The 24,961-nt window shown below is 71.5% G+C and carries 22 protein-coding genes and 1 pseudogene; 15 read left to right on the plus strand and 8 right to left on the minus strand.

Annotation, left to right across the window (positions count from 1 at the left end):
• Positions 1-21 precede the first annotated feature (21 nt).
• The 4 genes from ilvN to ACFC0Z_RS13205 all read left to right on the plus strand — a co-directional run bounded on the left by ilvN (position 22) and on the right by ACFC0Z_RS13205 (position 4,177).
• Positions 22-549 (plus strand): acetolactate synthase small subunit, encoded by a 528-nt coding sequence (gene ilvN / locus ACFC0Z_RS13190; protein WP_360812721.1) that lies wholly within the window; start codon positions 22-24, stop codon positions 547-549.
• Positions 550-668: 119 nt separating this feature from the next.
• The gene (ilvC, locus tag ACFC0Z_RS13195) at positions 669-1,670 is read left to right on the plus strand and encodes a ketol-acid reductoisomerase (protein WP_376436211.1); all 1,002 of its coding nucleotides are present in this window, start codon (positions 669-671) and stop codon (positions 1,668-1,670) included.
• Between the two features lie 237 nt (positions 1,671-1,907).
• Positions 1,908-3,497: a phosphoglycerate dehydrogenase gene (serA, locus tag ACFC0Z_RS13200; RefSeq protein ID WP_376436214.1), complete on the plus strand. Its 1,590-nt coding sequence runs from the start codon at positions 1,908-1,910 to the stop codon at positions 3,495-3,497.
• A gap of 98 nt (positions 3,498-3,595) precedes the next feature.
• Positions 3,596-4,177, plus strand: a complete 582-nt coding sequence (locus ACFC0Z_RS13205) for a TetR/AcrR family transcriptional regulator (RefSeq protein WP_376436215.1) — start codon at positions 3,596-3,598, stop codon at positions 4,175-4,177.
• Here the strand turns inward: ACFC0Z_RS13205 and ACFC0Z_RS13210 are convergent.
• Positions 4,149-5,140 (minus strand): annotated as a pseudogene (locus ACFC0Z_RS13210) (NAD(P)-dependent alcohol dehydrogenase). The gene ACFC0Z_RS13205 and the pseudogene ACFC0Z_RS13210 sit on opposite strands and share 29 nt — an antisense overlap.
• Positions 5,141-5,323: 183 nt before the next feature.
• On the minus strand, positions 5,324-6,436 hold the full coding sequence (locus ACFC0Z_RS13215) for a PucR family transcriptional regulator (protein WP_376436218.1): 1,113 nt from the start codon (positions 6,434-6,436) through the stop codon (positions 5,324-5,326).
• A 190-nt stretch (positions 6,437-6,626) separates the two neighbouring features.
• Here ACFC0Z_RS13215 and ACFC0Z_RS13220 point away from each other — a divergent pair, with 190 nt between their 5' ends.
• Positions 6,627-7,568, plus strand: coding sequence for a proline dehydrogenase family protein (locus ACFC0Z_RS13220; protein ID WP_376436220.1), 942 nt, complete (start codon positions 6,627-6,629; stop codon positions 7,566-7,568).
• 32 nt (positions 7,569-7,600) lie between these two features.
• Positions 7,601-9,232, plus strand: coding sequence for an L-glutamate gamma-semialdehyde dehydrogenase (gene pruA, locus ACFC0Z_RS13225; RefSeq protein ID WP_376436223.1), 1,632 nt, complete (start codon positions 7,601-7,603; stop codon positions 9,230-9,232).
• Between the two features lie 96 nt (positions 9,233-9,328).
• Here the strand turns inward: pruA and ACFC0Z_RS13230 are convergent, their stop codons facing one another.
• The 3 genes from ACFC0Z_RS13230 to ACFC0Z_RS13240 are packed head-to-tail and all read right to left on the minus strand — an operon-like array spanning position 9,329 to position 11,468.
• A complete protein-coding gene (locus ACFC0Z_RS13230) occupies positions 9,329-10,072 on the minus strand; it encodes a hypothetical protein (RefSeq protein WP_376436226.1) in 744 nt (247 codons plus the stop codon).
• On the minus strand, positions 10,069-10,419 hold the full coding sequence (locus tag ACFC0Z_RS13235) for a PadR family transcriptional regulator (protein WP_376436229.1): 351 nt from the start codon (positions 10,417-10,419) through the stop codon (positions 10,069-10,071). The genes ACFC0Z_RS13230 and ACFC0Z_RS13235 overlap by 4 nt, the downstream gene beginning before the upstream one ends.
• A gap of 44 nt (positions 10,420-10,463) precedes the next feature.
• Positions 10,464-11,468 (minus strand): zinc-binding dehydrogenase, encoded by a 1,005-nt coding sequence (locus tag ACFC0Z_RS13240; RefSeq protein ID WP_376436231.1) that lies wholly within the window; start codon positions 11,466-11,468, stop codon positions 10,464-10,466.
• Positions 11,469-11,571: 103 nt separating this feature from the next.
• On the opposite strand from ACFC0Z_RS13240, the gene ACFC0Z_RS13245 reads away from it, so the two are divergent.
• The 4 genes from ACFC0Z_RS13245 to ACFC0Z_RS13260 all read left to right on the plus strand — a co-directional run bounded on the left by ACFC0Z_RS13245 (position 11,572) and on the right by ACFC0Z_RS13260 (position 15,364).
• A complete protein-coding gene (locus tag ACFC0Z_RS13245) occupies positions 11,572-12,510 on the plus strand; it encodes a LysR family transcriptional regulator (protein WP_376436234.1) in 939 nt (312 codons plus the stop codon).
• 255 nt (positions 12,511-12,765) lie between these two features.
• Entirely contained in the window at positions 12,766-12,894 is a 129-nt protein-coding gene (locus tag ACFC0Z_RS13250; RefSeq protein WP_360812697.1) for a hypothetical protein, read from the plus strand.
• A gap of 79 nt (positions 12,895-12,973) precedes the next feature.
• On the plus strand, positions 12,974-14,014 hold the full coding sequence (locus ACFC0Z_RS13255; RefSeq protein WP_376436238.1) for a 3-isopropylmalate dehydrogenase: 1,041 nt from the start codon (positions 12,974-12,976) through the stop codon (positions 14,012-14,014).
• Between the two features lie 258 nt (positions 14,015-14,272).
• On the plus strand, positions 14,273-15,364 hold the full coding sequence (locus ACFC0Z_RS13260; RefSeq protein ID WP_376436240.1) for a branched-chain amino acid aminotransferase: 1,092 nt from the start codon (positions 14,273-14,275) through the stop codon (positions 15,362-15,364).
• A gap of 24 nt (positions 15,365-15,388) precedes the next feature.
• Here the strand turns inward: ACFC0Z_RS13260 and ACFC0Z_RS13265 are convergent, their stop codons facing one another.
• Positions 15,389-16,816 (minus strand): cytosine permease, encoded by a 1,428-nt coding sequence (locus ACFC0Z_RS13265; protein WP_376436242.1) that lies wholly within the window; start codon positions 16,814-16,816, stop codon positions 15,389-15,391.
• A gap of 123 nt (positions 16,817-16,939) precedes the next feature.
• Here ACFC0Z_RS13265 and ACFC0Z_RS13270 point away from each other — a divergent pair, with 123 nt between their 5' ends.
• From ACFC0Z_RS13270 to ACFC0Z_RS13285, 4 genes are all read left to right on the plus strand, one after another.
• Positions 16,940-17,959 (plus strand): agmatine/peptidylarginine deiminase, encoded by a 1,020-nt coding sequence (locus tag ACFC0Z_RS13270; RefSeq protein ID WP_376436686.1) that lies wholly within the window; start codon positions 16,940-16,942, stop codon positions 17,957-17,959.
• A gap of 130 nt (positions 17,960-18,089) precedes the next feature.
• Complete coding sequence (locus ACFC0Z_RS13275; RefSeq protein WP_376436688.1) at positions 18,090-18,635, plus strand: TetR/AcrR family transcriptional regulator; 546 nt, start codon at positions 18,090-18,092, stop codon at positions 18,633-18,635.
• Positions 18,636-18,917: 282 nt separating this feature from the next.
• Complete coding sequence (gene cimA, locus ACFC0Z_RS13280) at positions 18,918-20,534, plus strand: citramalate synthase (RefSeq protein WP_376436245.1); 1,617 nt, start codon at positions 18,918-18,920, stop codon at positions 20,532-20,534.
• A 69-nt stretch (positions 20,535-20,603) separates the two neighbouring features.
• Complete coding sequence (locus ACFC0Z_RS13285) at positions 20,604-21,956, plus strand: hypothetical protein (RefSeq protein WP_376436248.1); 1,353 nt, start codon at positions 20,604-20,606, stop codon at positions 21,954-21,956.
• A 242-nt stretch (positions 21,957-22,198) separates the two neighbouring features.
• On the opposite strand, the gene dnaN is transcribed toward ACFC0Z_RS13285, so the two are convergent.
• Both dnaN and ACFC0Z_RS13295 read right to left on the minus strand, forming a co-directional pair.
• Complete coding sequence (dnaN, locus tag ACFC0Z_RS13290; protein ID WP_376436251.1) at positions 22,199-23,314, minus strand: DNA polymerase III subunit beta; 1,116 nt, start codon at positions 23,312-23,314, stop codon at positions 22,199-22,201.
• A gap of 127 nt (positions 23,315-23,441) precedes the next feature.
• Positions 23,442-24,056, minus strand: coding sequence for a YceI family protein (locus ACFC0Z_RS13295; RefSeq protein ID WP_376436253.1), 615 nt, complete (start codon positions 24,054-24,056; stop codon positions 23,442-23,444).
• A gap of 292 nt (positions 24,057-24,348) precedes the next feature.
• On the opposite strand from ACFC0Z_RS13295, the gene ACFC0Z_RS13300 reads away from it, so the two are divergent.
• Entirely contained in the window at positions 24,349-24,858 is a 510-nt protein-coding gene (locus ACFC0Z_RS13300; RefSeq protein ID WP_376436256.1) for a hypothetical protein, read from the plus strand.
• The last annotated feature ends 103 nt before the right edge of the window (positions 24,859-24,961 follow it).

Raw genomic sequence — 24,961 nt, forward strand, 5'->3', positions numbered from 1 at the left:
CGAAAAGGAAGAGACCCAGACATGTCCACCAAGCACACGCTCTCCGTTCTCGTCGAGAACACGCCCGGCATCCTCGCCCGGATCGCCGCCCTGTTCTCCCGCCGCGGCTTCAACATCGACTCCCTCGCGGTGGGCGTCACCGAGCACCCCGACATCTCCCGCATCACCATCGTGGTCAATGTCGAGGACCTGCCCCTGGAGCAGGTGACCAAGCAGCTCAACAAGCTGGTCAACGTCCTGAAGATCGTCGAACTCGAGCCCAGCGCTGCGATCCAGCGCGAGCTCGTCCTGGTGAAGGTCCGCGCCGACAACGAGACCCGCTCCCAGATCGTCGAGATCGTGCAGCTGTTCCGCGCCAAGACCGTGGACGTCTCGCCCGAGGCGGTCACCATCGAGGCCACCGGTTCGAGTGACAAGCTCGACGCGATGCTCAAGATGCTGGAGCAGTTCGGCGTCAAGGAGCTCGTCCAGTCGGGCACGATCGCCATAGGGCGTGGTTCGCGGTCCATCACGGACCGCTCCCTGCGCTCCCTCGACCGCAGCGCCTGAGAGTCACCGGAGGTCGACCGCCGGTCCACCCGGCGGTCCGACTGACGAGACCCGAAAACTTTTCTTCCGCTCCCCGCCGTACGGTGGGACGCAACACCAGCACCTCAAGGAGATTTCCAGTGGCCGAGCTGTTCTACGACGCCGATGCCGACCTGTCCATCATCCAGGGCCGCAAGGTCGCGGTGATCGGCTACGGCAGCCAGGGACACGCCCACGCGCTGTCGCTCCGTGACTCCGGTGTCGACGTCCGCGTCGGCCTCCAGGAGGGCTCGAAGTCCAAGGCCAAGGCCGAGGAGCAGGGTCTGCGCGTCGTGTCCGTCGCCGAGGCCGCCGCCGAGGCCGACCTCATCATGATCCTGACCCCGGACCCGATCCAGGCCAAGGTCTACGAGGAGTCCATCAAGGACAACCTGAAGGCGGGCGACGCCCTGTTCTTCGGTCACGGCCTCAACGTCCGCTACGGCTTCATCGAGGTCCCCGAGGGCATCGACGTCGCCCTCGTCGCCCCGAAGGGCCCGGGCCACCTGGTCCGTCGTCAGTACGAGGAGGGCCGCGGCGTTCCGTGCATCGCGGCCGTCGAGCAGGACGCGACCGGCAACGCCTTCGCGCTGGCCCTCTCGTACGCCAAGGGCATCGGCGGCACCCGCGCCGGCGTCATCAAGACCACCTTCAAGGAGGAGACGGAGACCGACCTGTTCGGTGAGCAGGCCGTCCTCTGCGGTGGCACCGCGGCGCTGGTCAAGGCGGGCTTCGAGACCCTGACCGAGGCCGGTTACCAGCCGGAGATCGCGTACTTCGAGTGCCTCCACGAGCTGAAGCTCATCGTCGACCTCATGTACGAGGGCGGCCTGGAGAAGATGCGCTGGTCGGTCTCCGAGACCGCCGAGTGGGGCGACTACGTCACCGGCCCGCGGATCATCACCGACGCCACCAAGGCGGAGATGAAGAAGGTCCTCGCGGAGATCCAGGACGGCACCTTCGCCAAGGAGTGGATGGCCGAGTACCACGGTGGCCTGAAGAAGTACAACGAGTACAAGAGCCAGGACGCCGACCACCTCCTGGAGACCACCGGCAAGGAGCTCCGCAAGCTCATGAGCTGGGTCAACGACGAGGAGGCGTAAGCCTTCCGGGAAGGGGTCGGACAGTGTGTCCGGCCCCTTCCCGCTTCGTTGGACACCTCGTCCAACCACGGACGGGTGATCCTTCCAACGAGGCGTATGAGCTGCGCCGACGCACCACTACACTTCTCAACAACATACGCGTCAGGCCCACAGCGTCGTGCGCTTTCACGCGGCAAGCCCCCTCCACCGCCTGCGGCCGTCGGGACGGCCGTCCGCACTGGATCTGTGAGGACTCACGTGAGCTCGAAACCTGTCGTACTCATCGCTGAAGAGCTGTCGCCCGCCACCGTCGACGCCCTGGGCCCGGACTTCGAGATCCGGCACTGCAACGGCGCCGACCGCGCCGAGCTGATCCCCGCCATCGCCGACGTGGACGCGATCCTGGTCCGCTCCGCGACCAAGGTCGACGCCGAGGCCCTCGCCGCCGCGAACAAGCTCCGTGTCGTCGCCCGTGCCGGTGTCGGTCTGGACAACGTCGACGTCTCCGCCGCCACCAAGGCCGGCGTCATGGTCGTGAACGCCCCGACCTCCAACATCGTCACCGCCGCCGAGCTCGCGTGCGGTCTGCTCGTCGCCACCGCGCGCAACATCCCGCAGGCCAACACCGCGCTGAAGAACGGCGAGTGGAAGCGCAACAAGTACACCGGCGTCGAGCTGAGCGAGAAGACCCTCGGTGTCGTCGGCCTCGGCCGCATCGGCGTCCTGGTCGCCCAGCGCATGTCCGCCTTCGGCATGAAGATCGTCGCGTACGACCCCTACGTGCAGCCGGCCCGCGCCGCGCAGATGGGCGTGAAGCTCCTGGCCCTCGACGAGCTCCTCGAGGTCGCCGACTTCATCACCGTCCACCTGCCGAAGACCCCGGAGACCATCGGTCTCATCGGCGACGAGGCGCTGCACAAGGTCAAGCCGTCCGTCCGCATCGTCAACGCCGCGCGCGGCGGGATCGTGGACGAGGCCGCGCTGTACACCGCCCTCAAGGAGGGCCGGGTCGCCGGTGCCGGCCTCGACGTGTACGCGAAGGAGCCCTGCACGGACTCCCCGCTCTTCGAGCTCGACCAGGTCGTCTGCACCCCGCACCTCGGCGCCTCCACGGACGAGGCCCAGGAGAAGGCCGGCATCGCCGTCGCCAGGTCGGTGCGCCTGGCGCTCGCGGGCGAGCTGGTCCCGGACGCGGTCAACGTCCAGGGCGGTGTCATCGCCGAGGACGTGAAGCCCGGTCTGCCGCTCGCCGAGAAGCTCGGCCGGATCTTCACCGCGCTCGCGGGCGAGGTCGCCTCCCGTCTCGACGTCGAGGTCTACGGCGAGATCACCCAGCACGACGTGAAGGTGCTCGAACTCTCCGCGCTCAAGGGCGTGTTCGAGGACGTCGTCGACGAGACCGTCAGCTACGTCAACGCCCCGCTGTTCGCGCAGGAGCGCGGTGTCGAGGTGCGCCTGACGACGAGCTCCGAGTCGCCCGACCACCGCAACGTGGTCACCGTGCGCGGCACGCTGGCGAACGGCGAGGAGGTCTCGGTCTCCGGCACGCTGGCCGGCCCGAAGCACCTTCAGAAGATCGTCGCCGTCGGCGAGTACGACGTGGACCTGGCGCTCGCCGACCACATGGTCGTCCTGCGCTACGAGGACCGCCCGGGTGTCGTCGGCACCGTCGGCCGCATCCTCGGCGAGGCCGGTCTGAACATCGCCGGCATGCAGGTGGCGCGCGCGGAGGAGGGCGGCGAGGCCCTCGTCGTGCTCACCGTGGACGACACGGTCCCGGCCTCGGTGATCACGGAGATCGCGCAGGAGATCGGCGCGGCCTCGGCCCGCTCCGTCAACCTCGTCTGATCCTCCCGCGGGCGGTCGCTCCGTACCTGGTTGCCCCGTACCCGGTTGCTTAGACGTACGTCTTACACGTGCGTCTAGCAGCCGGGTACAGTGCTGTCATGGGACACAAGGAAGACCTCCTCGAAGGCGCCAAGCGCTGCCTCCTGGAGAAGGGGTACGGGCGCACGACGGCCCGCGACATCGTCGCCGCCTCCGGCACCAACCTCGCCTCCATCGGCTACCACTACGGCTCCAAGGACGCTCTCCTCCAGCAGGCATTCCTCGCCCTCACCGAGGAGTGGGGCGGCCGGGCGGGCGCGGCGGGGACCGGTGAGGACAAGCGGGAGCTGCCGGCCGACCCGTATGCCCGCTTCCACGCCGTCTGGGAGCAGGTCATCGCCGCCGCCGGGGCGAGCCGACCGCTCTGGAAGCTCCAGACCGAGGTCGTCACCCGCCTCGACGACGACGAGAAGCTCCGGGACGCGATCAAGGAGCCCCAGCGCGAGGGGCGGCTCGGGATGGCCGAGGGCTTCCTCGGCATCGACCCCGAGGCGGAGCCCGAGAAGGCCAGGGTCGCCGGACTGCTCTGCCAGGCCCTCGCGACCGGCGTCATGATCCAGTGGATGGTGGACCCGGAGACGGCGCCGAGCGCGGACGACCTCACCGCCGGGCTCAGGGTCCTGATGGGGGAAGGCAGCTGAGGACCACCTTGGCGCGGGCGTGGCCCTCCTCGACGTACCGCAGGGCACGGTCCGCCTCGGCCAGCGGGTAGGTCCGCCCGATCACCGGGACGATCGCGCCGCTCTCGGTGAACTCCCGCAGCGCCGCCAGGTTCTCCCGGCGCGGCTCCGCCGTCAGGACGTGGAGCCGCCGGTCGGAGAGCCGGGCGAGCAGCTGCCCCTTCACGAGCAGCCCCATCGGCCCGAAGACGCTGCCGCCCTCGAAGAGGCCCCCGCCGGACAGGACGAGCACGCCGGTGGGGGAGAGGATCCGGCGGAGCTCGCCGAGCGAGCGGTTGCCCACCAGGTCGAACACGAGGTCGTAGCGGTCCGGCGAGGCGGTGAAGTCCTCCCGGGTGTAGTCGACGACCCGGTCCGCGCCGAGCCCCAGGACCAGCGGCGCGTTCCCCGTGCCGCACACCCCCGTCACCTCGGCGCCGAGCGCCTTGGCGAGCTGCACGGCGAAGGTGCCGACGCCTCCCGAGGCCCGTTGACCAGCACCCTCGTGCCCGGCCGGGTCCTGCCCAGGTCCCGTACCCCCATCAGCGCGGTGTTGCCCGCCAGCGGTATCGCCGCCGCCTCCGCGAAACCCGTCCCGGCCGGCTTGAGCTCCGTCGCCGACACCGGGGCGCACACGTACTCGGCGAAGGTGCCGGGGGCCTCGCCGAAGACCTCGTCGCCGGGGCGCAGTTCGGTCACCCCGCCGCCCACGGCCTCGACCACGCCCGCGAAGTCCCGGCCCCGGATCCGCTCCTTCGGTCTTCTCAGCCCCAGGGCGAACCGCGCCACGTACGGATCGCCGCGCATCAGGTGCCAGTCCGCCGCGTTCACCGAGGCGGCGTGCACGCGGACGAGCACCTCGCGCGCGCCCGGCACCGGCCGCTCGACCTCCGCGAACTCCAGCACGTCCGCCGATCCGTACCGCTCCTGCGTCCAGGCCCTCATGACGCCCCCTCGCTCGTCCCGGTCCCCTCGGAACGACCGTAGGGCTCCGGGGGCGATCCGGACCATCGGGGACGACCCGGACCGGTCCCTGACTTTCCCCGAAGCCCCCTCGGCCGAAAGGCTGACGGGGACCGCGGACGGGGACCGCTGACGGGGACTGCCGGCCGGGACTGCGGACGGGAACTACAGCCGGGCCGACTTCAGCGACATGTGGAGGAGCAGCCGGTCCTCGCCGTCGTCCAGGTCGAGGCCTGTGAGTGCCTCGACCCGGGACAGCCGGTAGTAGAGGGTCTGCCGGTGGATGCCCAGGGCCGCCGCCGTCCGGCCCGCCTGTCCCGCGTTGTCGAGGAACACCTCGGCGGTGCGGGCGAGTTCGGCGTGGGCGGGGGCGAGCAGCGGCGCCACGGCCGGGTCGACCTCGGGGTGGTAGAGCGCCGCGAGCAGGCGGTACGGGCCGATGCCGGCCCACTCCGCGACCGGGCCGAGCGTCGGCTGCGCCGTCGCCGCGCGGGCCGCCGTGTTCGCCTCGCGCCAGGCGGCCGGGAGCTCGGTGAGGCCCCGGCGGGGGGTGGCGATCCCGGCGGGCGTGGTGCCGCGCAGCCGGTCGGCGGCCTTGTGGGCGGGGGAGAGGTCCTCGGCCGTGCGCAGCCGGACGAGCACGGCGAGCGCGTCGCTCTCCGCCAGGGTGGCGACGGCCGCCGCGCCGGGCACGGCCCGGACCGAGGGGGCCTCGCCCTGCCAGGGGGTCACGCACACGACGGTGTGCAGGCCGTCCGCGCTGGGGCCGAGGGCGGCCCGCAGTGCCGCGACGGCCATGTCGCTCTGCCAGCCGCGCCCGGCGGTGAGGACCGCCGCGAACTCGCGCGAGATGTCGGCGCCCGCCTGTTCCTCGTCGGCGAGGAGTTCCCCGATCCGGCCGGCGACCTCCATCGCGGCGGCGAGCCGCTCGTCCGAGGGGCCGGGGCTGGCGTCGAGCAGCCAGACGTACCCGAGGACGACGCCCCGGTGGCGTACGGGCAGGCAGATCCGGTCCCGGAAGACGCCCGCGTCGGGGGCGGCCGGGATGCGGACCGGGCCGGTCGCCCGGGTGATCCCGAAGCCCTCGAACCAGGCGCGGACGGCCGGGGTGGACTTGCGGGTGAGGATCGAGCGGGTCCTGACCGGGTCCATGGCGGAGTCGTCGTCGCTGTCGTGCGCGCCGAAGGCGATCAGCCCGAAGTCGCGGTTCTCCAGCGTCGCGGGTTCGCCGAGCAGGGCCGAGATCTCGTCGACCAGGTCTTGGTAATCGCCCTTCACGGAGCCATTCTCGCACCCCTCCCGTGCCCTCTCAGACATGTGTATGAGACGCGGCGCACGGATGCGTGACAGCTGTAGATGGCGCAGGATCGGACTGATCCATAGGTTTCACGGTGGTTCTCCGTGCTGTTCCCGGTTCGTTCCCTTGATCCGGTTACAGCCCCCTTCTTCCCTGCCTTGGAGGTGCCCCGTGCTGGGTCCCGTGATCCTCGCCGCGTCGCGCAGCGACAAGATGCGCCGTCTGGTGTCGGCCGCCCCCGGGACCAAGCAGGTCGTCGCCCGCTTCATCGCCGGCGAGACGGTCGAGGACGTCGTCCCGATCGTCTCCGAGCTCAGCGGCCGTGGCCTGGAGGTCACCCTCGACGTCGTCGGTGAGGACATCACCACCGTCGAGCAGTCGTACGCCGCCCGTGACGCGTACCTGGAGCTCATCGGGCGCCTCAAGGAGCTGGGTCTCGGCGAGCGCGCCGAGATGTCCGTGAAGCTGTCGATGTTCGGCCAGTCGCTGGACCCCGAGGGCCCCGGAAGCGGCCACGCGCTCGCCCTCGCGAACGTGCGCCCGGTCGTCGAGGCCGCCGCCGAGATCGGCACCACGGTCACCCTGGACGCCGAGGACCACACCACCCTCGACTCGATGTTCGCCATCCACGAGGAGCTGCGGAAGGACTTCCCGCAGACCGGCTGCGTCATCCAGGCCTACCTCTTCCGCACGGAGGAGGACGCCCGCCGCCTCGCCGCGAACGGCTCCCGCGTCCGGATCGTGAAGGGCGCCTACAAGGAGCCCGCCGAGGTCGCCATCCAGGACAAGCCCGAGATCGACAAGGCGTACGTCCGGATCATGAAGATCCTCATGGACGGCGAGGGCTACCCGATGATCGGCTCGCACGACCCGCGCCTGATCTCCATCGGCCAGGAGCTGGCCCGCCGCGCCGGGCGCAAGCTGGACGAGTACGAGTTCCAGATGCTGTACGGCATCCGGAGCGAGGAGCAGAACCGTCTCGCCGCCGAGGGCCACCGCATGCGTGTCTACACCGCGTACGGCACCGACTGGTACGGATACTTCATGCGCCGCCTGGCGGAGAAGCCGGCCAACCTCCTCTTCTTCGTCCGCTCCATCCTCACCAAGGGCTGAGCCCCCACCTCTCACAAGGAGTTACGCGACTCATGGACGCTGTCACCCAGGTCCCCGCTCCGGTCAACGAGCCGGTGCACAGCTACGCCCCCGGTTCCCCCGAGCGCGCCCGCCTCGAGATCAAGCTCAAGGAGCTGGCCGAGAACCCGCGCGAGCTGCCGATGACCATCGGCGGCGTGAAGCGCCTCGGCGGCGGCGAGGAATTCAAGGTCGTCCAGCCGCACAACCACCAGGCCGTCATCGGCACCTTCCGCGGTGCCACCGAGCAGGACGCCCAGGACGCGATCGACGCCGCCCTGGCCGCCGCTCCGGCCTGGCGCGCGATGTCCTTCGACGACCGCGCCGCGATCATCCTGCGCGCCGCCGAGCTGCTCGCCGGCCCCTGGCGCGAGACGCTGGCCGCGTCCACCATGCTCGGCCAGTCGAAGACCGCCCAGCAGGCCGAGATCGACACCCCGTGCGAGCTCGTCGACTTCTGGCGCTTCAACGTCGCGTACGCCCGCCAGATCCTGGCCGAGCAGCCGCCGGCGAACTCGCCCGGCGTCTGGAACCGTCTGGACCACCGTCCGCTCGAGGGCTTCGTCTACGCGATCACGCCGTTCAACTTCACGGCCATCGCCGGCAACCTGCCCACCGCCCCCGCCCTCATGGGCAACGTGGTGGTCTGGAAGCCGTCCCCGACGCAGACGCACTCCGCCGTGCTCCTCATGGAGCTCCTGGAGGAGGCCGGCCTGCCGAAGGGCGTCATCAACCTGGTGACCGGCGACGGCATCGCCGTCTCCGAGGTGGCCCTGAACCACCGCGACCTGGCCGGCATCCACTTCACGGGTTCGACCAAGACCTTCCAGCACCTGTGGAAGACGGTCGGCAACAACATCGAGAAGTACCGCTCCTACCCGCGGATCGTGGGCGAGACCGGCGGCAAGGACTTCGTCGTCGCGCACCCCAGCGCCGACCGCGCCATCCTGAAGACCGCGCTGACCCGTGGCTCCTTCGAGTTCCAGGGCCAGAAGTGCTCCGCGTCCTCGCGGGCGTACATCCCGGCCTCCATCTGGAACGACGGTTTCAAGGAGGAGTTCGCGGCCGAGGTCGACGGCATCACCATGGGTGACGTCACCGACCTGTCGCACTTCATCGGCGCCGTCATCGACGAGCGTTCGTTCGCCAAGAACAAGGCCGCGATCGACCGTGCCGCGGCCGACCCGACCTGCACGATCATCGCCGGTGGCACGTACGACGACTCGGTGGGCTACTTCGTCCGCCCGACCGTCATCGAGTGCACCGACCCGGAGAACGAGGTCTTCCAGGCCGAGTACTTCGGTCCGATCCTCGCGATCCACGTGTACGAGGACGACCAGTACGACGCGATGCTGACCCAGATGGAGTCGGTCTCGGACTACGCCCTCACCGGCTCGGTCATCTCCGGCGACCGTGCGGCCGCCGCCTACACGATGGAGAAGCTCCGCTTCGCCGCGGGCAACTTCTACATCAACGACAAGTCGACCGGCGCCGTCGTCGGCCAGCAGCCCTTCGGCGGCGGCCGTGCCTCGGGTACGAACGACAAGGCCGGCGCGCCGCAGAACCTGATGCGCTGGACGCTGACCCGCGCCATCAAGGAGACGCTGGTCCCGCCGACCGAGTACGGCTACCCGCACATGGGCTGACGCCCCCTCCGCCACGCAGCGGCCCCCTCCGCCGCTGCGTGGCCCCCTGACACCGCCCCCCTCCTCGGTCCCCCAACTTGAGGACGGGGGCGGTTCTCATTCCGCCTTCGCGCTCCCGGTCCCCTTCGTGCTCCCGGTCCCCTTCGCCGTCTCCAGCTGCGCGGTCACCAGGCCGGAGACCGTGGAGGCGAGCGCGATCGTGATCGCCAGGCCGGCCGTGCCGAGGGTGCCGATGAAGAAGGCGGCCGTCGCGCCGCCGACCACGAGGACCCACAGGGCGAGCACCAGCTTGCCCGTACGGCCCAGGAACAGCTGCCGGCGCGGGGTGGCCGGCCGGGTCTCCAGGGCGCCCGCCGGGCCGGCCGTCGCCGCGCGCGGCCGCTTGAAGTAGCCGTACGCGAGCCACTCCCCGCACGGCTCCCAGCCCTCGGGTTCGAGCTCGGCCAGGACCTTCGCGCGGCGGCCGGCGAGCATCTCGCGGCGGTACTCCCAGCGCAGCGGCGCGGTCGTCGAGCGGCGGCACACGAACCGGCCTATCGAGTCGAGGGACTCGACCTCCCAGCCCTGGTCGCCGTGGACGGCGAGCATGCGGCGGTCGTTGAACAGGTCCGCGGTCCAGGTCCAGGACTCGGCGTGCTCGTCCGGCTCGCCCGGCGCGGGCGCGACCCCGCCGAGCTGCGCCGCGAAGGCGGCGGCGGGGCCGAACTCCCGCACCGGGTCCGTGCCCGTCTCGGCGAGGTGCGCCCGGAGGTCCTCGGTGGTCGCGGCGATCTGCTCGTCCGGCACCCCGGCGGTGCGCAGCGCGTCGGTGAGCTCGGTGAAGTAGGCGTCGGCGGTCATGGTCTGGTTCCCCCAGGGCTGAGCGGGCTGAGCAACGTCCGTACGGTGTCGTGGAAGCGCAGCCAGTCACGGCTCTCGGCGGCGAGGTGGTCACGCCCGTCCGCGGTGAGCCGGTAGTAGCGGCGCCCCGGTCCGCGCTCGGTGGCGCGGAACTCGGCCTCCACCAGGCCGGCCTGCTCCAGGCGGTTCAGGACGGGATAGAGCGTCCCGCCCTTGATCTCGCCGAGTCCCGCCTCGGCGAGCGCCTTGGCGATCTCGTACCCGTAACTCTCTCCGTCGGTCAGGCGGGAGAGGACGAGCAGGTCGAGGACTCCCTTGAGCAGGCTGGATCTGCGGTCTGCGGCCATGCGCTCATTTCAGCACTACCTAGGTAGGAACACAACCTAGATAGCTAAGCGGCGACCAGCATCTTTCCGAGGTTCTCGCCGGACAGCATCCCGAGGAACGCGTCCACGATCCGCTCGAAGCCGTCCGCCACCGTCGCGTCGAGCGGCAGCGCCCCGCTCCGCAGGTGCGGCACCACCAGGTCGTACAGCTCCTCCTGCGCGTCCGTGTGATCGCGGACCAGGAAGCCTTCGAGCCGGATGCTCTTGCCCACCAGGTCGAAGAGGTTGCGCGGGGCGGGCGGGGGAGTCGAGAGCGAGTGGTACTGGGCGACGGCGCCGACCCAGGCGATGCGGCCGTGCTCGCGCAGCGAGGCGATCGACGCCTCCAGGTGGTCCCCGCCCACCCCGTCGAGGACCGCGTCGAGCCCCTCGGGGGCGGCCTGCGCGAGGAGCTCCGCCACCGGGCCCTCGTGGTAGTCGAAGGCCGCGTCGAAACCGACCTCCTCCGTCAGGTACGCGACCTTGCGCGCCGAGCCTGCGCTGCCGACGAGCCGCCCGGCCCCGAGCAGCCGCGCGATCCGGCCCGCGGCCGTGCCCACGCCGCCGGCCGCCGCCGAGACGAACAGGTCCTCGCCCCGCTGGAGGCGCGCGATCCGGGTCAGTCCGACATAGGCCGACAGGCCCGTACCGCCGAGGATGCCGAGGTGGGCGGCGAGCGGGACGCCGGGGCCGAAGTCGGGGACCGGGCGGACCTCGCTCCGGGAGACCAGCGAGTGGGTGCGCCAGCCCTTGCGGTGCATGACGAGGTCGCCCGGCTTCAGCGAGGGGTCGCGGGAGTCGAGCACGCGCCCGAGGGCGCGGCCCTCCATCGGGGCGTTCAGGGTCCACAGTTCGTCGCCGTCCATCGCCTCGCGGTGGTACGGGTCCACGGACCACAGGAGGTTCTCGACGACGGCGGTGCCCGGTGCGGGGGACGGGACCGGGGCCTCCACGAAGGCGAAGTGCTCGTGCGAGGGGAAGCCGTGGGGACGGGCGGTCTGCTGGACGGTGATCATGGTCTCGTTCGTCATGCCGCAGACCGTAGGAAGGAATCCGGCGGCCGGGCAGAGGGTTGCCCTCATGGAACCGACCGATCCATGAACAGTGCTCATACGTCGAGGTGGGAGGCCCCTCGTGACCGATCTCGCGCCGCATGAACTGCGGGTGCTCGTCGCCGTCGGGCGCGAACGGGGCTTCTCCGCCGCGGCCGTCGCGCTCGGCATGACCCAGTCCGCGGTCTCCCACTCCGTGCGCGGCAGCGAGCGCAAGCTCGGGGCCGTCCTCTTCGACCGGGGCCGCTCCGGCGCGACTCCGACCGAGGCGGGGGAGCGGGCGCTCGCCCACGCCCGGCGGGTGCTCCGGCTCCTTGAGGTGATGGGCGCGGAGGTGCGGAGCGCGGCCGCCGGGCAGGGGGGCGGGCCGGGGGTCGGGCCGGGGGGCGGCGGAGCGGGCGGCGGAGCCGGCGGTGGGCCGGCCCCCGTCTCCGGGCCGCTGCGGATCGTCGCCTTCCGGAGCGCCGCCCTGAACCTGTTGCCCGGCGCGCTCGCACGGCTGACGGCCCGCCATCCGGGGGTCGTCCCCGAGGTGCGGATCGTCCGGGAGGTGGGGCGGGGCACGGCGGGCGAGGTGCTCGACGGGCGCGCGGACATCGGCATCGCGACCGTCGGTGCCACCTCGCCGGTGCCGCCGGAGCTGGTCGGCGGCGTCCTCAGGGAGGAGGGGTACGCGCTCGTCCACCCGGCAGGGCATCCGGCGCCGCGCTCGCTGCCGCTGGTCGACTGGGTGGAGAACTGCTCCTCGTACACCCGCGACTGGTGGGCGGCCCAGGAGTGGCTGCCGGCGGCGACGGTGGAGGCGGAGGACGACGGAGCGGTGCTCTCGATGGTGAGCACGGGTTTCGGCATGGCGGTGATGCCCGAGCTGTCCCTGGTCGGAGCACCGCCCTCGGTCGAGATCACCGATCTCGGACCGGAGCGCCCGACGCGCTCCGTGGGCTACGTCACCACCCCCGAACTGGCCGCATCCCTGGTCGTGCAGGCCTTCATCAGGGAGCTGCGGGCCACCGGGCGGTGACGGCCGACGGCCTGCCGGGTGACGCGCCGTCTCAGATAGTAGGAAGTCCGAGTAATTGTGGAGACAGATGCGGCGGCCTGCCCTAGCTTTGTAGAAGCCGAACGTCTCGCTTCATCAGCGAATGGCGGTCGAGAGCGCGACGCCCTTGTGCAGGCAACCCCTGCGGCGGCGCTCCCCGCCCCTTCCGGCGCCTTCGATCACAAGCTGATCTCCGCACGTCCGGATCACCAATTGATCTCAAGGAGTCGATCCCTCATGACCACGCAGACCACCCGCCGCGTCCGCCGCTCCGCCTCCCGCTCCGACGAGGCCCGCCAGAACGCCGCCGCCGCCCTCCAGCGCGCCCTCGACCGTCGTGACAACGGCGGCTCCACCGGCCACTGACCCGTCCGTCGAACCTGGCGCTTCGTCCACATGGCGGACGGAACGTGTCAGACGATGGGACGAAGAGTAGGGTGCCGACATGTCTCACAGCATCAATCTCGCAGTCATTCCCGGCGACGGCATCGGCCAGGAGGTCGTGGCCGAAGGCCTCAAGATCCTCGCGGCCGTCCTTCCCCAGGACGTGAAGCTGGAGACCGAGGAGTACGACTTCGGCGCCAAGCGCTACCACGCCACCGGTGAGACCCTCACCGACGCCGACCTCGACTCGCTCAAGAAGCACGACGCCATCCTGCTGGGCGCCATCGGCGACCCGTCGGTGCCCTCCGGCGTCCTGGAGCGCGGCTTCCTCCTGAAGCTCCGCTTCGCCTTCGACCACCACGTGAACCTGCGTCCCTCGAAGCTGCTCCCCGGCGTCGCCACCCCGCTCGCCGGGCAGCCCGAGATCGACTTCGTCGTGGTCCGCGAGGGCACCGAGGGCCCGTACACCGGCAACGGCGGCACCATCCGCAAGGGCACCCCGCACGAGGTCGCCACCGAGGTCTCGGTCAACACCGCCTTCGGTGTCGAGCGGGTCGTCCGGGACGCCTTCGCCCGCGCCCAGGCCCGTCCGCGCAAGAAGCTGACGCTGGTCCACAAGAACAACGTGCTGACCTTCGCCGGCCACCTCTGGACGAACATCTTCCAGCGGGTCGCCCAGGAGTTCCCCGAGGTCACCACCGACTACCTGCACGTCGACGCGGCGACGATCTTCCTCGTCACCGACCCGGCGCGCTTCGACGTGATCGTCACCGACAACCTCTTCGGCGACATCATCACCGACCTCGCCGCGGCCGTCTCCGGCGGCATCGGCGTCGCCGCCTCGGGCAACATCAACCCGAGCGGCGAGTTCCCGTCCATGTTCGAGCCGGTCCACGGCTCCGCGCCGGACATCGCGGGCCAGGGCAAGGCCGACCCCACGGCCACGGTCCTCTCCGTCGCCCTCCTCCTGCGTCACCTCGGGTACGAGGCCGAGGCCGCCCGGGTCGAGGAGGCCGTCGCGGCCGACCTCACCGAGCGGGGCACCGCTCCCCGTACGACGGCCGAGATCGGCGACGCGCTCGCCGCGCGAGTAGCGAGCTGACCCGGGCCGTCTGACAGAGAACTGACAGCAGCCGCCGGGTCGCACCAGGACCCGGCGGCTGTACCTGTGCGGTCGCCGGGTGCCACCATCAACCTGGACCGCCTTCACCCGTTTCACCCACCGGTCCCCACGAGCGATAATCGGACGTGGGGCCGCGGCATGCGCGCATGCCCGTACGTCCGAACGATCGGGGACACCTGTCACCGGCCGAGGCGTGGAAGCGGTCCGTCATACACAACCGGTGAAGGACACGCACTCATGACGACGCCCACGATCGAGCTCAAGCCCTCCTCCAGCCCGCTGTCCGACGCGGAGCGCGAGGCGATCCTCGCCGCCCCCGGTTTCGGCCGCTACTTCACCGACCACATGGTGACCATCCGCTGGACCGAGGGCCGCGGCTGGCACGACGCCCAGCTCGTGCCGTACGGCCCGCTCTCCCTGGACCCGGCCACGAACGTCCTGCACTACGCGCAGGAGATCTTCGAGGGCCTGAAGGCCTACCGCCGCCCCGACGGCTCGGTCGCCAGCTTCCGCCCGGACGCCAACGCCCGCCGCTTCCAGCGCTCCGCGCACCGCCTCGGCATGCCCGAGCTGCCGGTCGAGACCTTCGTCGAGGCCTGTGACGTGCTGGTCCGCCACGACGAGGCGTGGGTCCCGGCGCACGGCGGCGAGGCCTCGCTCTACCTGCGCCCGTTCATGATCGCGACCGAGGTCGGCCTGGGCGTCCGCCCGGCCAACGAGTACCTCTTCGTCGTCATCGCCTCCCCGGCCGGTCCGTACTTCCCCGGTGGCGTGAAGCCCGTCTCCATCTGGGCCTCCGAGGACCGCGTCCGCGCCGTCCCGGGCGGCATGGGCGACGCCAAGACCGGCGGCAACTACGCCGCCTCGCTGCTCGCGCAGGCCGAGGCGGCGGAGAAGGGCTGCGACCAGGTCTGCTACCTGGACGCGGTCGAGCACAAGTGGGTCGAGGAACTCGGCGGCATGAACCTGTACTTCGTGTACGGCGACAAGATCGTCACCCCGGCGCTGAGCGGCTCCATCCTGGAGGGCATCACCCGCGACTCCCTCCTCACCCTCGCGAAGGACCTCGGCTACGAGGTCGAGGAGGCCCGCGTCTCGATCGACCAGTGGCAGGCCGACACCGCGAACGGCACGCTCACCGAGGTCTTCGCCTGCGGCACCGCCGCCGTCATCACCCCGGTCGGCACGGTGAAGTCCGCGCGCGGCGAGTGGCAGCAGTCGGGCGGCGAGCCCGGCGAGGTCACGATGAAGCTGCGCGAGCGCCTGCTCGCCATCCAGACGGGCAAGGCCGAGGACGTCCACGGCTGGATGCACGAGCTCGGCAAGTAAGCAGCCGCTCCTTCGCGGTAGCCGCTACTTCACGGCGGTGGTGAGGGCTTCCGGGGCCGGTTCGGCCGCCCCGGGGGCCCTCTTCGGCGTCAGTACGGCGTACAGCGCGCCGCCCACGATGCCCGAGAGCACGAAGCTGCAGTCGATCCCGCCCGTCAGGGCGAGCAGCGGCCCCTCGTAGAGCGGCGTCGACACCGCGGCCAGGCCGACCGCCGCGCCGATCGCCCAGGAGGCGGTGGCGCGCGGGTGCCAGCCGCCCGAGAACCAGTAGATCCCGCCGCGTGAACGGCGGTTGTGGACCTGGAGCGCCTCGGCGTCGTACACCCCGCCGCACCGCGCGTGCCCGATCAGGGTGATGACCGCCCACGGCGTGCCGATCGCGGTGAGCAGCAGGACGAAGGAGGTCATCGCCGACTGGGCGTCCGAGGCGAAGTGGCCGAGGAAGACGAAGCCCGTCGCGACGGCCGCGACCACGAGCGTGGCGTGCGCGCGGGTGGCGCGGGGCAGGATCGCGTCGAGGTCGAGGCCCATCGAGTACAGCATCAGGCCCGCGTTGCCGACGGTTCCGGCGGTGGCCGCGAGGAGCAGCGGTATCAGGTACCAGACGGGGGAGGCCTCGACGAGCGGTCCCGCGTAGTCGAGGGCCCCGCGCGCGGCGAGCGCCGTGTACGTACCGAAGAGCTGCGGGATCAGCAGGCCGACGAGGAGGCCCAGACAGGTGGCTCCCCAGACCTTCTTCGCGCTGTGGCGCTCGGGGGACACGTACCGGGTGTAGTCGCCGAGCAGGGTGATGAAGGCGACCGGGCCGCTGAGGCCCGCGGCCACGGCGGAGAACAGCCAGGTCGGCCAGAACGAGCCGAGCAGGTACGGGGTGTCGGCGACCGGGGCCGCCGAGAAGTCCCCGGCGTACGCGACGAGGCCGATCGCGAGGAGCGCGGTCATGCCGATCGCGAGGCCCTTGCTGAGCCGGAGCAGCAGCCCGTACCCGTACACCGCCGCGACGACCGTGCAGGCGGCGAGCAGCGCGTAGACGGCGGCGTGCGAGGCGCCGCCGGCGGGCAGGCCGATCAGGCGGTCGAGGGTGCCGACCATGACGTCCCCGCCGATCCACAGCGTGAGCGCGGTGTAGCCGAGGGAGAGCAGCAGGCCGACCACCGAGCCGACGAGCCGGCCGCGGACGCCGAAGAAGGCGCCGGAGGAGGTGGAGAGGTTGGTGGCGGTACGGAGCGACACGAGGGCCAGTGGGGCGGTGACGGCGACCCCGACGACGGTTCCGGCGACGACGGAGGTCACCGAGGCCCACAGTCCGAGGCCGAAGGAGACCGGCAGCCAGCCGAAGACGATCACCCCCAGGCAGAGGTTGGAACCGAGCAGGATCGCGATCAGGTCGCGGGGCCCGCTGGTGCGCTCGGCCTCCGGGATGGTGTCGACTCCGCGCTGTTCTCTCGGCATGAGGTCTCCTTGGGGCAGAACTTTAGAGCGACGCTCAATGTGACTTACGCCTGTCGCCCACGTCAATGGTTGGCTGTACACCTCACACCATTTAGAGTGATGCTCAAAGAGGAAGGCTGAATGATGACCGCGTACCGCATGCCCGCCGAGTGGATGCCGCACGAGCGCACCTGGATGGCCTGGCCCAGCCCCAACCCCACCTTCACCAACGAGGACGAACTCGCCGAGGCCCGCGAGGCCTGGGGCTCCGTGGCCCGCGCCGTCCGCCGCTTCGAGCCGGTGACCGTGGTCGTCGCCCCCGGCGACGCCGCGTCGGCCGCCGCGCTCCTCGGCCCCGAGGTCGAGCTGGTCGAGCGGGACCTCGACGACGCCTGGATGCGGGACATCGGCCCGACCTTCGTCACCAACGGCACCGAACTGGCCGCCGTGGACTGGGTGTTCAACGGATGGGGCGCCCAGGACTGGGCCCGCTGGGAGCACGACTCGAAGATCGCCCGCCATGTCGCGGACATCGCCGGCGTCCCCGTACTCCCCTCGCCGCTCGTCAACGAGGGCGGCGCGATCCACGTCGACGGCGAGGGGACGGTGCTGCTCACCGACACCGTCCAGCTCGGCTCCGGGCGCAACCCCGAGTGGACCCGCGAGCAGGTCGAGGCCGAGATCCACGCCAAGCTGGGCACCACGAAGGCCATCTGGCTGCCGCACGGCCTCGCCGGCGACTACGGCACCTACGGCACCCAGGGCCACGTCGACATCGTCGCGGCCTTCGCCCGCCCCGGCACCGTCCTCGTCCACAGCCAGCAGGACCCGGCCCACCCGGACTACGAGCGCTCGCGCCTGTACGTGGAGATCCTGCGCGGACAGACCGACGCCCAGGGCCGCCCCCTGGAGGTCATCGAGGTCCCGGCGCCCACCGTCCTCAAGGACGAGGAGGGCGACTGGGTCGACTACTCCTACATCAACCACTACCTCTGCAACGACGGCGTGGTCCTCTGCGCCTTCGACGACCCGCACGACGAGCTGGCCGCCGAGATCTTCCGCCGCCTCTTCCCCGAGCGCGAGGTCGTCCTCGTCGACGCGCGGACGATCTTCGCGGGCGGCGGCGGCATCCACTGCATCACCCAGCAGCAGCCCAGGATCTGACCGGGCACAAGGGCCGGCGGGGGTGGGGTAGAACATACGGGTGAGTCAGAGCAGCAACCCCGGCCCCGCCGCCCCCTCCCGCCGCCGCAACCAGGCCGCCCCGCCCCGCGAGGACGTCCTCGCCGCGGCCATGGAGACCATCGCCGACCGCGGGCTCGACGGCCTCACCATGGCCGGGCTCGGCCGGCAGGTCGGGATGAGCAGCGGCCACCTCCTCTACTACTTCCGCACCAAGGACGAACTGCTGCTCCAGACCCTGGAGTGGAGCGAGGGGCGGCTCGGCGCCGAGCGCAGCGCACTGCTCTCCCGCCCCGGGACGGCGCGCGAGCGGCTCGACGGGTATGTCGAGGTGTACGTGCCCGAGGGCCCGCGCGACCCGCACTGGACGCTCTGGCTGGAGGTGTGGAACCGCTCGCAGACCGCCGACGACGACGCCCGCGCCCGCCAGGCGGCCATCGAGATGGCCTGGCACCGGGACCTCGTCGCGATCCTCGCCGAGGGCGTCTCGCGCGGGGAGTTCCGGGCCGTCGACCCGGACCGTTTCGCCACCCGCACCCGGGCGCTGCTCGACGGCTTCAGCGTGCACGTGGCCGTGGGGATCCCGGGCACGGGCCGCGACCAGGTCCTCGGCCACGTACGCGAGTTCGTGGAGCAGGAACTGCTGCCCGTATCGTGAGACCGGTCGCCGCCCGGGACCGCCCGTGTGTCAGACTTCCGGCGTGCTTGCTACCACGATGATTATCGGCAGCAGCGCGCCGGTCCGCAGTGGCCACTGAGTCGCGGCACAACCCCCGCGGCAGTGGACACCGTGCCCCAGACCCGCGCGCAGACCTCTCGCACCCGCGAGGGGTTTTTTCGTTTTCCGGCCCCACCCGTGCCGGAGGCGGACCGCGCGTGAGAATGGGGGCAAGTGGATCCAGACCTTCCGGAGCCACATCCGACAGGAGCCATCACAGCCATGACCACGGAGAGCGGCGAAAGCCCGCGTCTCGACGACAGCTTCCACGTCTTCGACACCACCCTGCGCGACGGGGCGCAGCGTGAGGGGATCAACCTCACCGTCGCCGACAAGCTGACCATCGCGCGCCACCTCGACGAGTTCGGCGTCGGCTTCATCGAGGGCGGCTGGCCCGGCGCCAACCCGCGTGACACCGAGTTCTTCGCGCGCGCCCGCGAGGAGATCACGTTCACGAACGCCAAGCTCGTCGCCTTCGGCGCGACCCGCAGGGCCGGCGGCAAGGCCTCCGAGGACCCGCAGGTCAAGGCGCTGCTCGACGCCGGCACCGAGGTGATCTGCCTCGTCGCCAAGTCCCACGACCGGCACGTCGAGCTCGCGCTGCGCACGACGCTCGACGAGAACCTGGAGATGGTCCGCGACACCGTCGCCCACCTGACCGCCCAGGGCCGCCGCGTCTTCGTCGACTGCGAGCACTTCTTCGACGGCTACAAGGGCAACCCGGCCTACGCCAAGGCCGTGGTCAGCGCCGCCCACGAGGCCGGCGCCGAGGTCGTCGTCCTCTGCGACACCAACGGCGGCATGCTCCCCGCCCAGATCCAGGCCGTCGTCTCCACCGTCATCGCCGACACCGGCGCCCGGCTCGGCATCCACGCCCAGGACGACACGGGCTGCGCCGTCGCCAACACCCTCGCCGCCGTCGACGCGGGCGCCACCCACGTCCAGGGCACCGCCAACGGCTACGGCGAGCGGGTCGGCAACGCCAACATCTTCCCCGTCGTGGCGGCCCTGGAGCTCAAGTACGGCAAGAAGGTCCTCCCCGAGGGCGCCCTCGCCGAGATGACCCGGATCTCCCACGCCATCGCCGAGGTCGTCAACCTGACCCCGTCGACCCACCAGCCGTACGTCGGCGTCTCGGCCTTCGCGCACAAGGCCGGGCTCCACGCCTCCGCCATCAAGGTCGACCCCGACCTCTACCAGCACATCGACCCCGAGCTCGTCGGCAACACCATGCGGATGCTCGTCTCCGACATGGCCGGCCGCGCCTCCATCGAGCTCAAGGGCAAGGAGCTCGGCGTCGACCTGGGCGACGACCGCGCGCTCGTCGGCCGCGTCGTCGAGCGGGTCAAGGAGCGCGAGCTCAAGGGCTACACGTACGAGGCCGCCGACGCCTCCTTCGAGCTGCTGCTCCGCGAGGAGGTCGAGGGCCGGCCCCGCCGGTACTTCCGTACGGAGTCCTGGCGCGCGATCGTCGAGGACCGCCCCGACGGCACCCACGCCAACGAGGCCACCGTGAAGCTCTGGGCCAAGGGCGAGCGGATCGTCGCCACCGCCGAGGGCAACGGCCCGGTCAACGCCCTCGACCTCGCGATGCGGGTGGCGCTGGAGCGGATCTACCCGCAGCTCGCCAAGTTCGAGCTGGTCGACTACAAGGTCCGCATCCTGGAGGGCCGCCACGGCACCGAGTCCACGACCCGGGTTCTGATCACGACCGGCGACGGGCGCGGCGAGTGGTCGACGGTCGGCGTCGCCGAGAACGTCATCGCCGCCTCCTGGCAGGCCCTGGAGGACGCCTTCACGTACGGACTGCTGCGGGCGGGCGTCGACCCGGCCGAGTAGCGGCCCCGCCGGGTAGCCGAGCCTGGTCCCGTATGTTCTTATACGCCCCTTTTCGGGTAGCGTCAGCATATGAGGACCAGGGCGCTCTCCGTATGGTCGGCCCTCGCCGGGCTGGTACTGATGCTGCTCCTGGCCCTGACCCCCTCCGCGGGGGCCAGGGCCACCGGCGTCCCGGACGCGGCGGCCGCCCTCAGAGAGGGCCCGGTGTACGTGGACCCGGGCGCCGCCGACCAGCTCTCCGCGAGCGACGCGGCCGCCCTCGCCCAGAAGATCAAGGACGCGGACAAGCCGCTCTTCATCGCCGTCGTCCCGGCGAACGCCGACTTCCCGACCAAGGGCCTCCTCGCCAACCTGCGCACCCAGACCGGCGTCGCCGGGCTGTACGCGGCCCGCCAGGGAGACCTGTTCGGCGCTGACTCCGACCCCTCCGTGATGTCCCGGTCGGCCGTCAAGAACATCGTCACCGCCGTGGACCGGCCCGGCGCCGACGCGGCCACCGAACTCAACGCCCTCGTCGACCAGGCGCTCCCCGCCATGCGCGGCTCCGCCCCCGACTCCTGGGGCGCGGTCGGCGAGGACTCCGGGGTCCCCGTCGCCGGCCTCGTCACCGTCGGCGCGGTCGTCGTCGCGGGCGGCGCCGGACTCGTCGCCCTCTCCCGGCGCAAGCGGCTCCGCAAGGAGGCCGAGGAGCGGGCCGCCCTCGACCGGCTCCGGGTCGTCGTCGACGAGGACATCACCGCCTTCGGCGAGGAGCTCGAACGGCTCGACTTCCACCCCGCCGAACCCGGCGCCGACGACGCCATGCGCGCCGACTACGAGCGCTCCCTCGACTCCTACGACCAGGCCAAGTCCCTCATGGGCGCCGCGCGCCGCCCGCACGACGTCCGCGCGGTCACCCAGGCCCTGGAGGACGGCCGCTTCTCCCTCGCCGTCCTCGCCGCCCGCCGCTCCGGCGAACCGCTGCCCGAGCGCCGCGCCCCCTGCTTCTTCGACCCGCGGCACGGCCCCTCCGTCGACGACCGCGCCTGGACCCCCTCCGGCGGCGCCGGCACCAGCCGCCAGGTCCCGGTCTGCGCCGCCGACGCGGCCCGCCTCGACGACGGGCTCGAACCCCACTCCCGTACGGTCGACACCGACGCGGGCCGCCGCCCCTACTGGGAGGCGGGCCCCGCCTACGGCCCCTGGGCCGGCGGCTACTTCGGCGGCGGGATCCTCCCCGGCCTCCTCATGGGCACCGTCCTCGGCGGCATGCTCTCCACCCCCGCGTACGCCTCCGAGTACGGCGGCGGGGACTTCGGCGGAGGCGACTCCGGCGGCTTCGGCGGCGGGGACTTCGGCGGGGACTTCGGCTCCGGCGGCGACTTCGGCGGGGGCGGGGACTTCGGCGGAGGCGGCGGTTTCGACGGCGGCGGAGGCTTCTGACCGCACGAATCGGGAGCGGGCGCCACGTGAGCGCTGAACGCGTCGAGTGGACGTGCCCGTACCAGCGGTGATCGGCCACAGTGCTCGCGGCGGCGCGGCCGGAGCCGCCCGCGGCACCTGGCACGCTTCCGCTCCCCGGTCAGCCGGGGGGCCGGGGGAGCCGACCGGCAAGCGGGCCACCGCCCTGTCCCGGACCCGGCGCCCGCCGGAGGAGTAGCCATGCGCTAGGCCCGCAACTCCCTTTAGTTCAAAGGCTTCACGGACATCAGCAGGTGCCGGTGGGTCGGCTCCGGCGCATCGGTGAGCAGCGCGCGCTGACCGGGCCCGAGAAGATGGAAGCGGACCTCGGGGGCGCCGGCCAGGGAGCCGAGCGCGTCGAGGAGATAGGCCGGGTTGAAGGCGACCGTCGTCGACTCCGCCCCGGTGAGCGTGGCCGGGAGGCGCTGCGAGGCGACGTCGTCCTCGTACCCCGCCTGGAGGTGCACCCCCGTGGCGGAGAAGGTCAGCTGGACGGGGCTGTCGCCCTCCGTCACCACCGCCACCCGCTTCACGGCCTCGGCCAGCGCCGCCCGCTCGGTGATCGCGAGGGCGTGGTCGCCGAGGGCGAAGAGCTTGTCATGGCGGGGGAGCCGCCCGTCGATCAGCCGTGTCGTGGTCCGCAGGCCGTCCCGCTCGAAGCCGACCGTCCCGGTGTCCAGCGCGATCCGGGCCGCCCCGGCGCCCGCGAGGGAGCGAGCGATCTCGGTGAGCCGACGGGCCGGCACGACCACGTCGGCGGCCCCGGCCGGTGCCGCGCCCTTCCCGAAGTCCGGGTACCACTCCAGCGTCCGGACCGCGTAGCGGTAGCGGTCGGTCGCCGCGAGCGTCATCGTCGCCCCGTCCAGCGCCAGCCGTATCCCGGTCAGCACCGGCAGCGCGTCGTCCCGCCCCGCCGCCACGGCCACCTGCGCCACCGCCGCCGCGAAGGCGTCCCCGTCCACCCGGCCCCGCACCTCCGGCAGCGCGGGCGGCGCCGGATAGTCGTCGAGCGGCAGCAGGGAGAGCCCGAAACGCGCGTCCCCCGAGACCACCGCGAGACGGCTGCCCTCCACGGCCAGCTCCACCTCCGCGCGCGGCAGCACCTTGCAGATGTCGAGCAGCCGCCGGCCGAGCACCAGGACCCGCCCCGGCGCCGAGACGTCGGCCGCCACCTCGACCTGCGCGGAGGCCTCGTGGTCGAGCCCGGAGACCCGCAGCCCGCCCCCGGTCGTCTCCAGGAGCAGACCACCGAGCACGGGCATGGGGGAGCGGGCCGGGAGCACACGCGCGGCCCAGGCCACGGCGTCGGTCAACACGTCGCTGTCGATACGGAATTCCATGCCGCCGACGCTAGCGACCGCCACTGACAACGCCCTCGGCCAACGCCGAGCGCCCGCCTTCCGCTGATGCGGAGGGCGGGCGCGCTCGTGGTGCCGTGGTGCCGGGGGGCAGGGCTTGCCGGAAGGGTCAGGCGGCGTTCTTGATCGCGGAGATGTCGAAGTTCAGCTTGACCTTGTCGCTGACCATGACGCCACCGGTCTCCAGGGCCGCGTTCCAGGTCAGGCCCCACGCCGAGCGCAGGATCTCGGCCGAGCCCTCGAAGCCGACGCGCTCGTTGCCGTAGACGTCCGTGGCGGAGCCGTTGAACTCCAGGTCGATGGAGAGCGGCTTCGTGACGTCCTTGATGGTCAGGTCGCCGGAGATCCGGTACTTGTCGCCGCCCAGCTGCTCGGCGCCGGTGGAGCGGAAGCTCATCAGCGGGAACTGCTCGGCGTCGAAGAAGTCGCCGCTGCGGAGGTGGTTGTCGCGGTCGCCGATGCCGGTGTCGACGGAGGCGATCGTGACGTCGATCGAGGCGGTGGAGGCGCCCGGGTTCGAGCCGTCCAGCTTCAGCGTGCCCTCGTGCTCGCCGAAGGTGCCGCGCACGTTGGTGACCATGGCGTGACGGACGGTGAAGCCGATGCTGCTGTGCGAGGGGTCGATGGTGTAGTCGCCGGTCAGGGCGGCCAGCGCGGGGTCGACCGGGAGGGTGGCGACGGCGGTGGCGGAAGCGGTGTTGCTCTTGCGGTTGAAGAGACCCATGACGAACAGCTCCTCGATCAGGACGCGGGGGGAGGGGAGTGAAGGTTTGGTTGAACCTTCAACGAGAACGAATGTAGCGCGATTCGGTTCAACTTTCAACCTTTCCTTCGAGGGGGGCCTCAGGGGGGGCTCGGGCGGGGGCTCAGGGGGGTGGCTCAGGCGGGCGGTGAGGGGGAATCGGTACGCCCTCTTCCGGACGCGCGTAGACCTGGTGCACCATCTCCCTGCGCGACGAGCACCACCTGCACCACAGCCGTCCCATCCACACGGTCACCAGCAGGAGGAATCCCCCGTGAAGCTCCGCTCCGTCCTCACCGCACTCGCCCTCGTCCTGGGCGCCCTCTTCGCCCCCGGCTTCGGCGCCCTCACCGCCGCCACCGACGCCCACGCCGTCACCAAGATCAGCCACGCCACCGCGACCTCGATGTTCCGTTCCTCCGGGATCACCTGGTCGTCCTCCGGCGGCTGCTCCGACCGGAACAACCCGACGTGCACGTCCTTTGAGCAGCTCAACCTCGCCACCGCCCAGGGCGCCCAGACCCTCAAGAGCGCCAGCGGCTGCGCCCTCAACATCACCGGCGGCACCGAGACCGGGCACGCGAGCGGCACGTACTCGCACTGGAACGGCTACAAGCTCGACTTCGCCAAGGGCACCTGCGTCACCAACTACGTCAAGAACACCTTCACCTACATCGGCCTGCGCGGCGACGGAGCCCCGCAGTGGAAGTCCGGCGCGGGCAACGTCTACGCCGACGAGGGCAACCACTGGGACGTGACCTTCTACAACTGCGGTGGCTGCTAGGGCCTGTTCGCTCCGCTTGGACTAATCGGAGGGGGTTCTTGGACTGGCGGGCCCCCCGGGGCGCGATCTCGTTGACGCCCCGGGCGGGGCGCGGCTGACTGTT

It is taken from the genome of Streptomyces sp. NPDC056144 (genome assembly GCF_042264145.1).
In the GTDB taxonomy this organism is placed as follows: Bacteria; Actinomycetota; Actinomycetes; order Streptomycetales; family Streptomycetaceae; genus Streptomyces.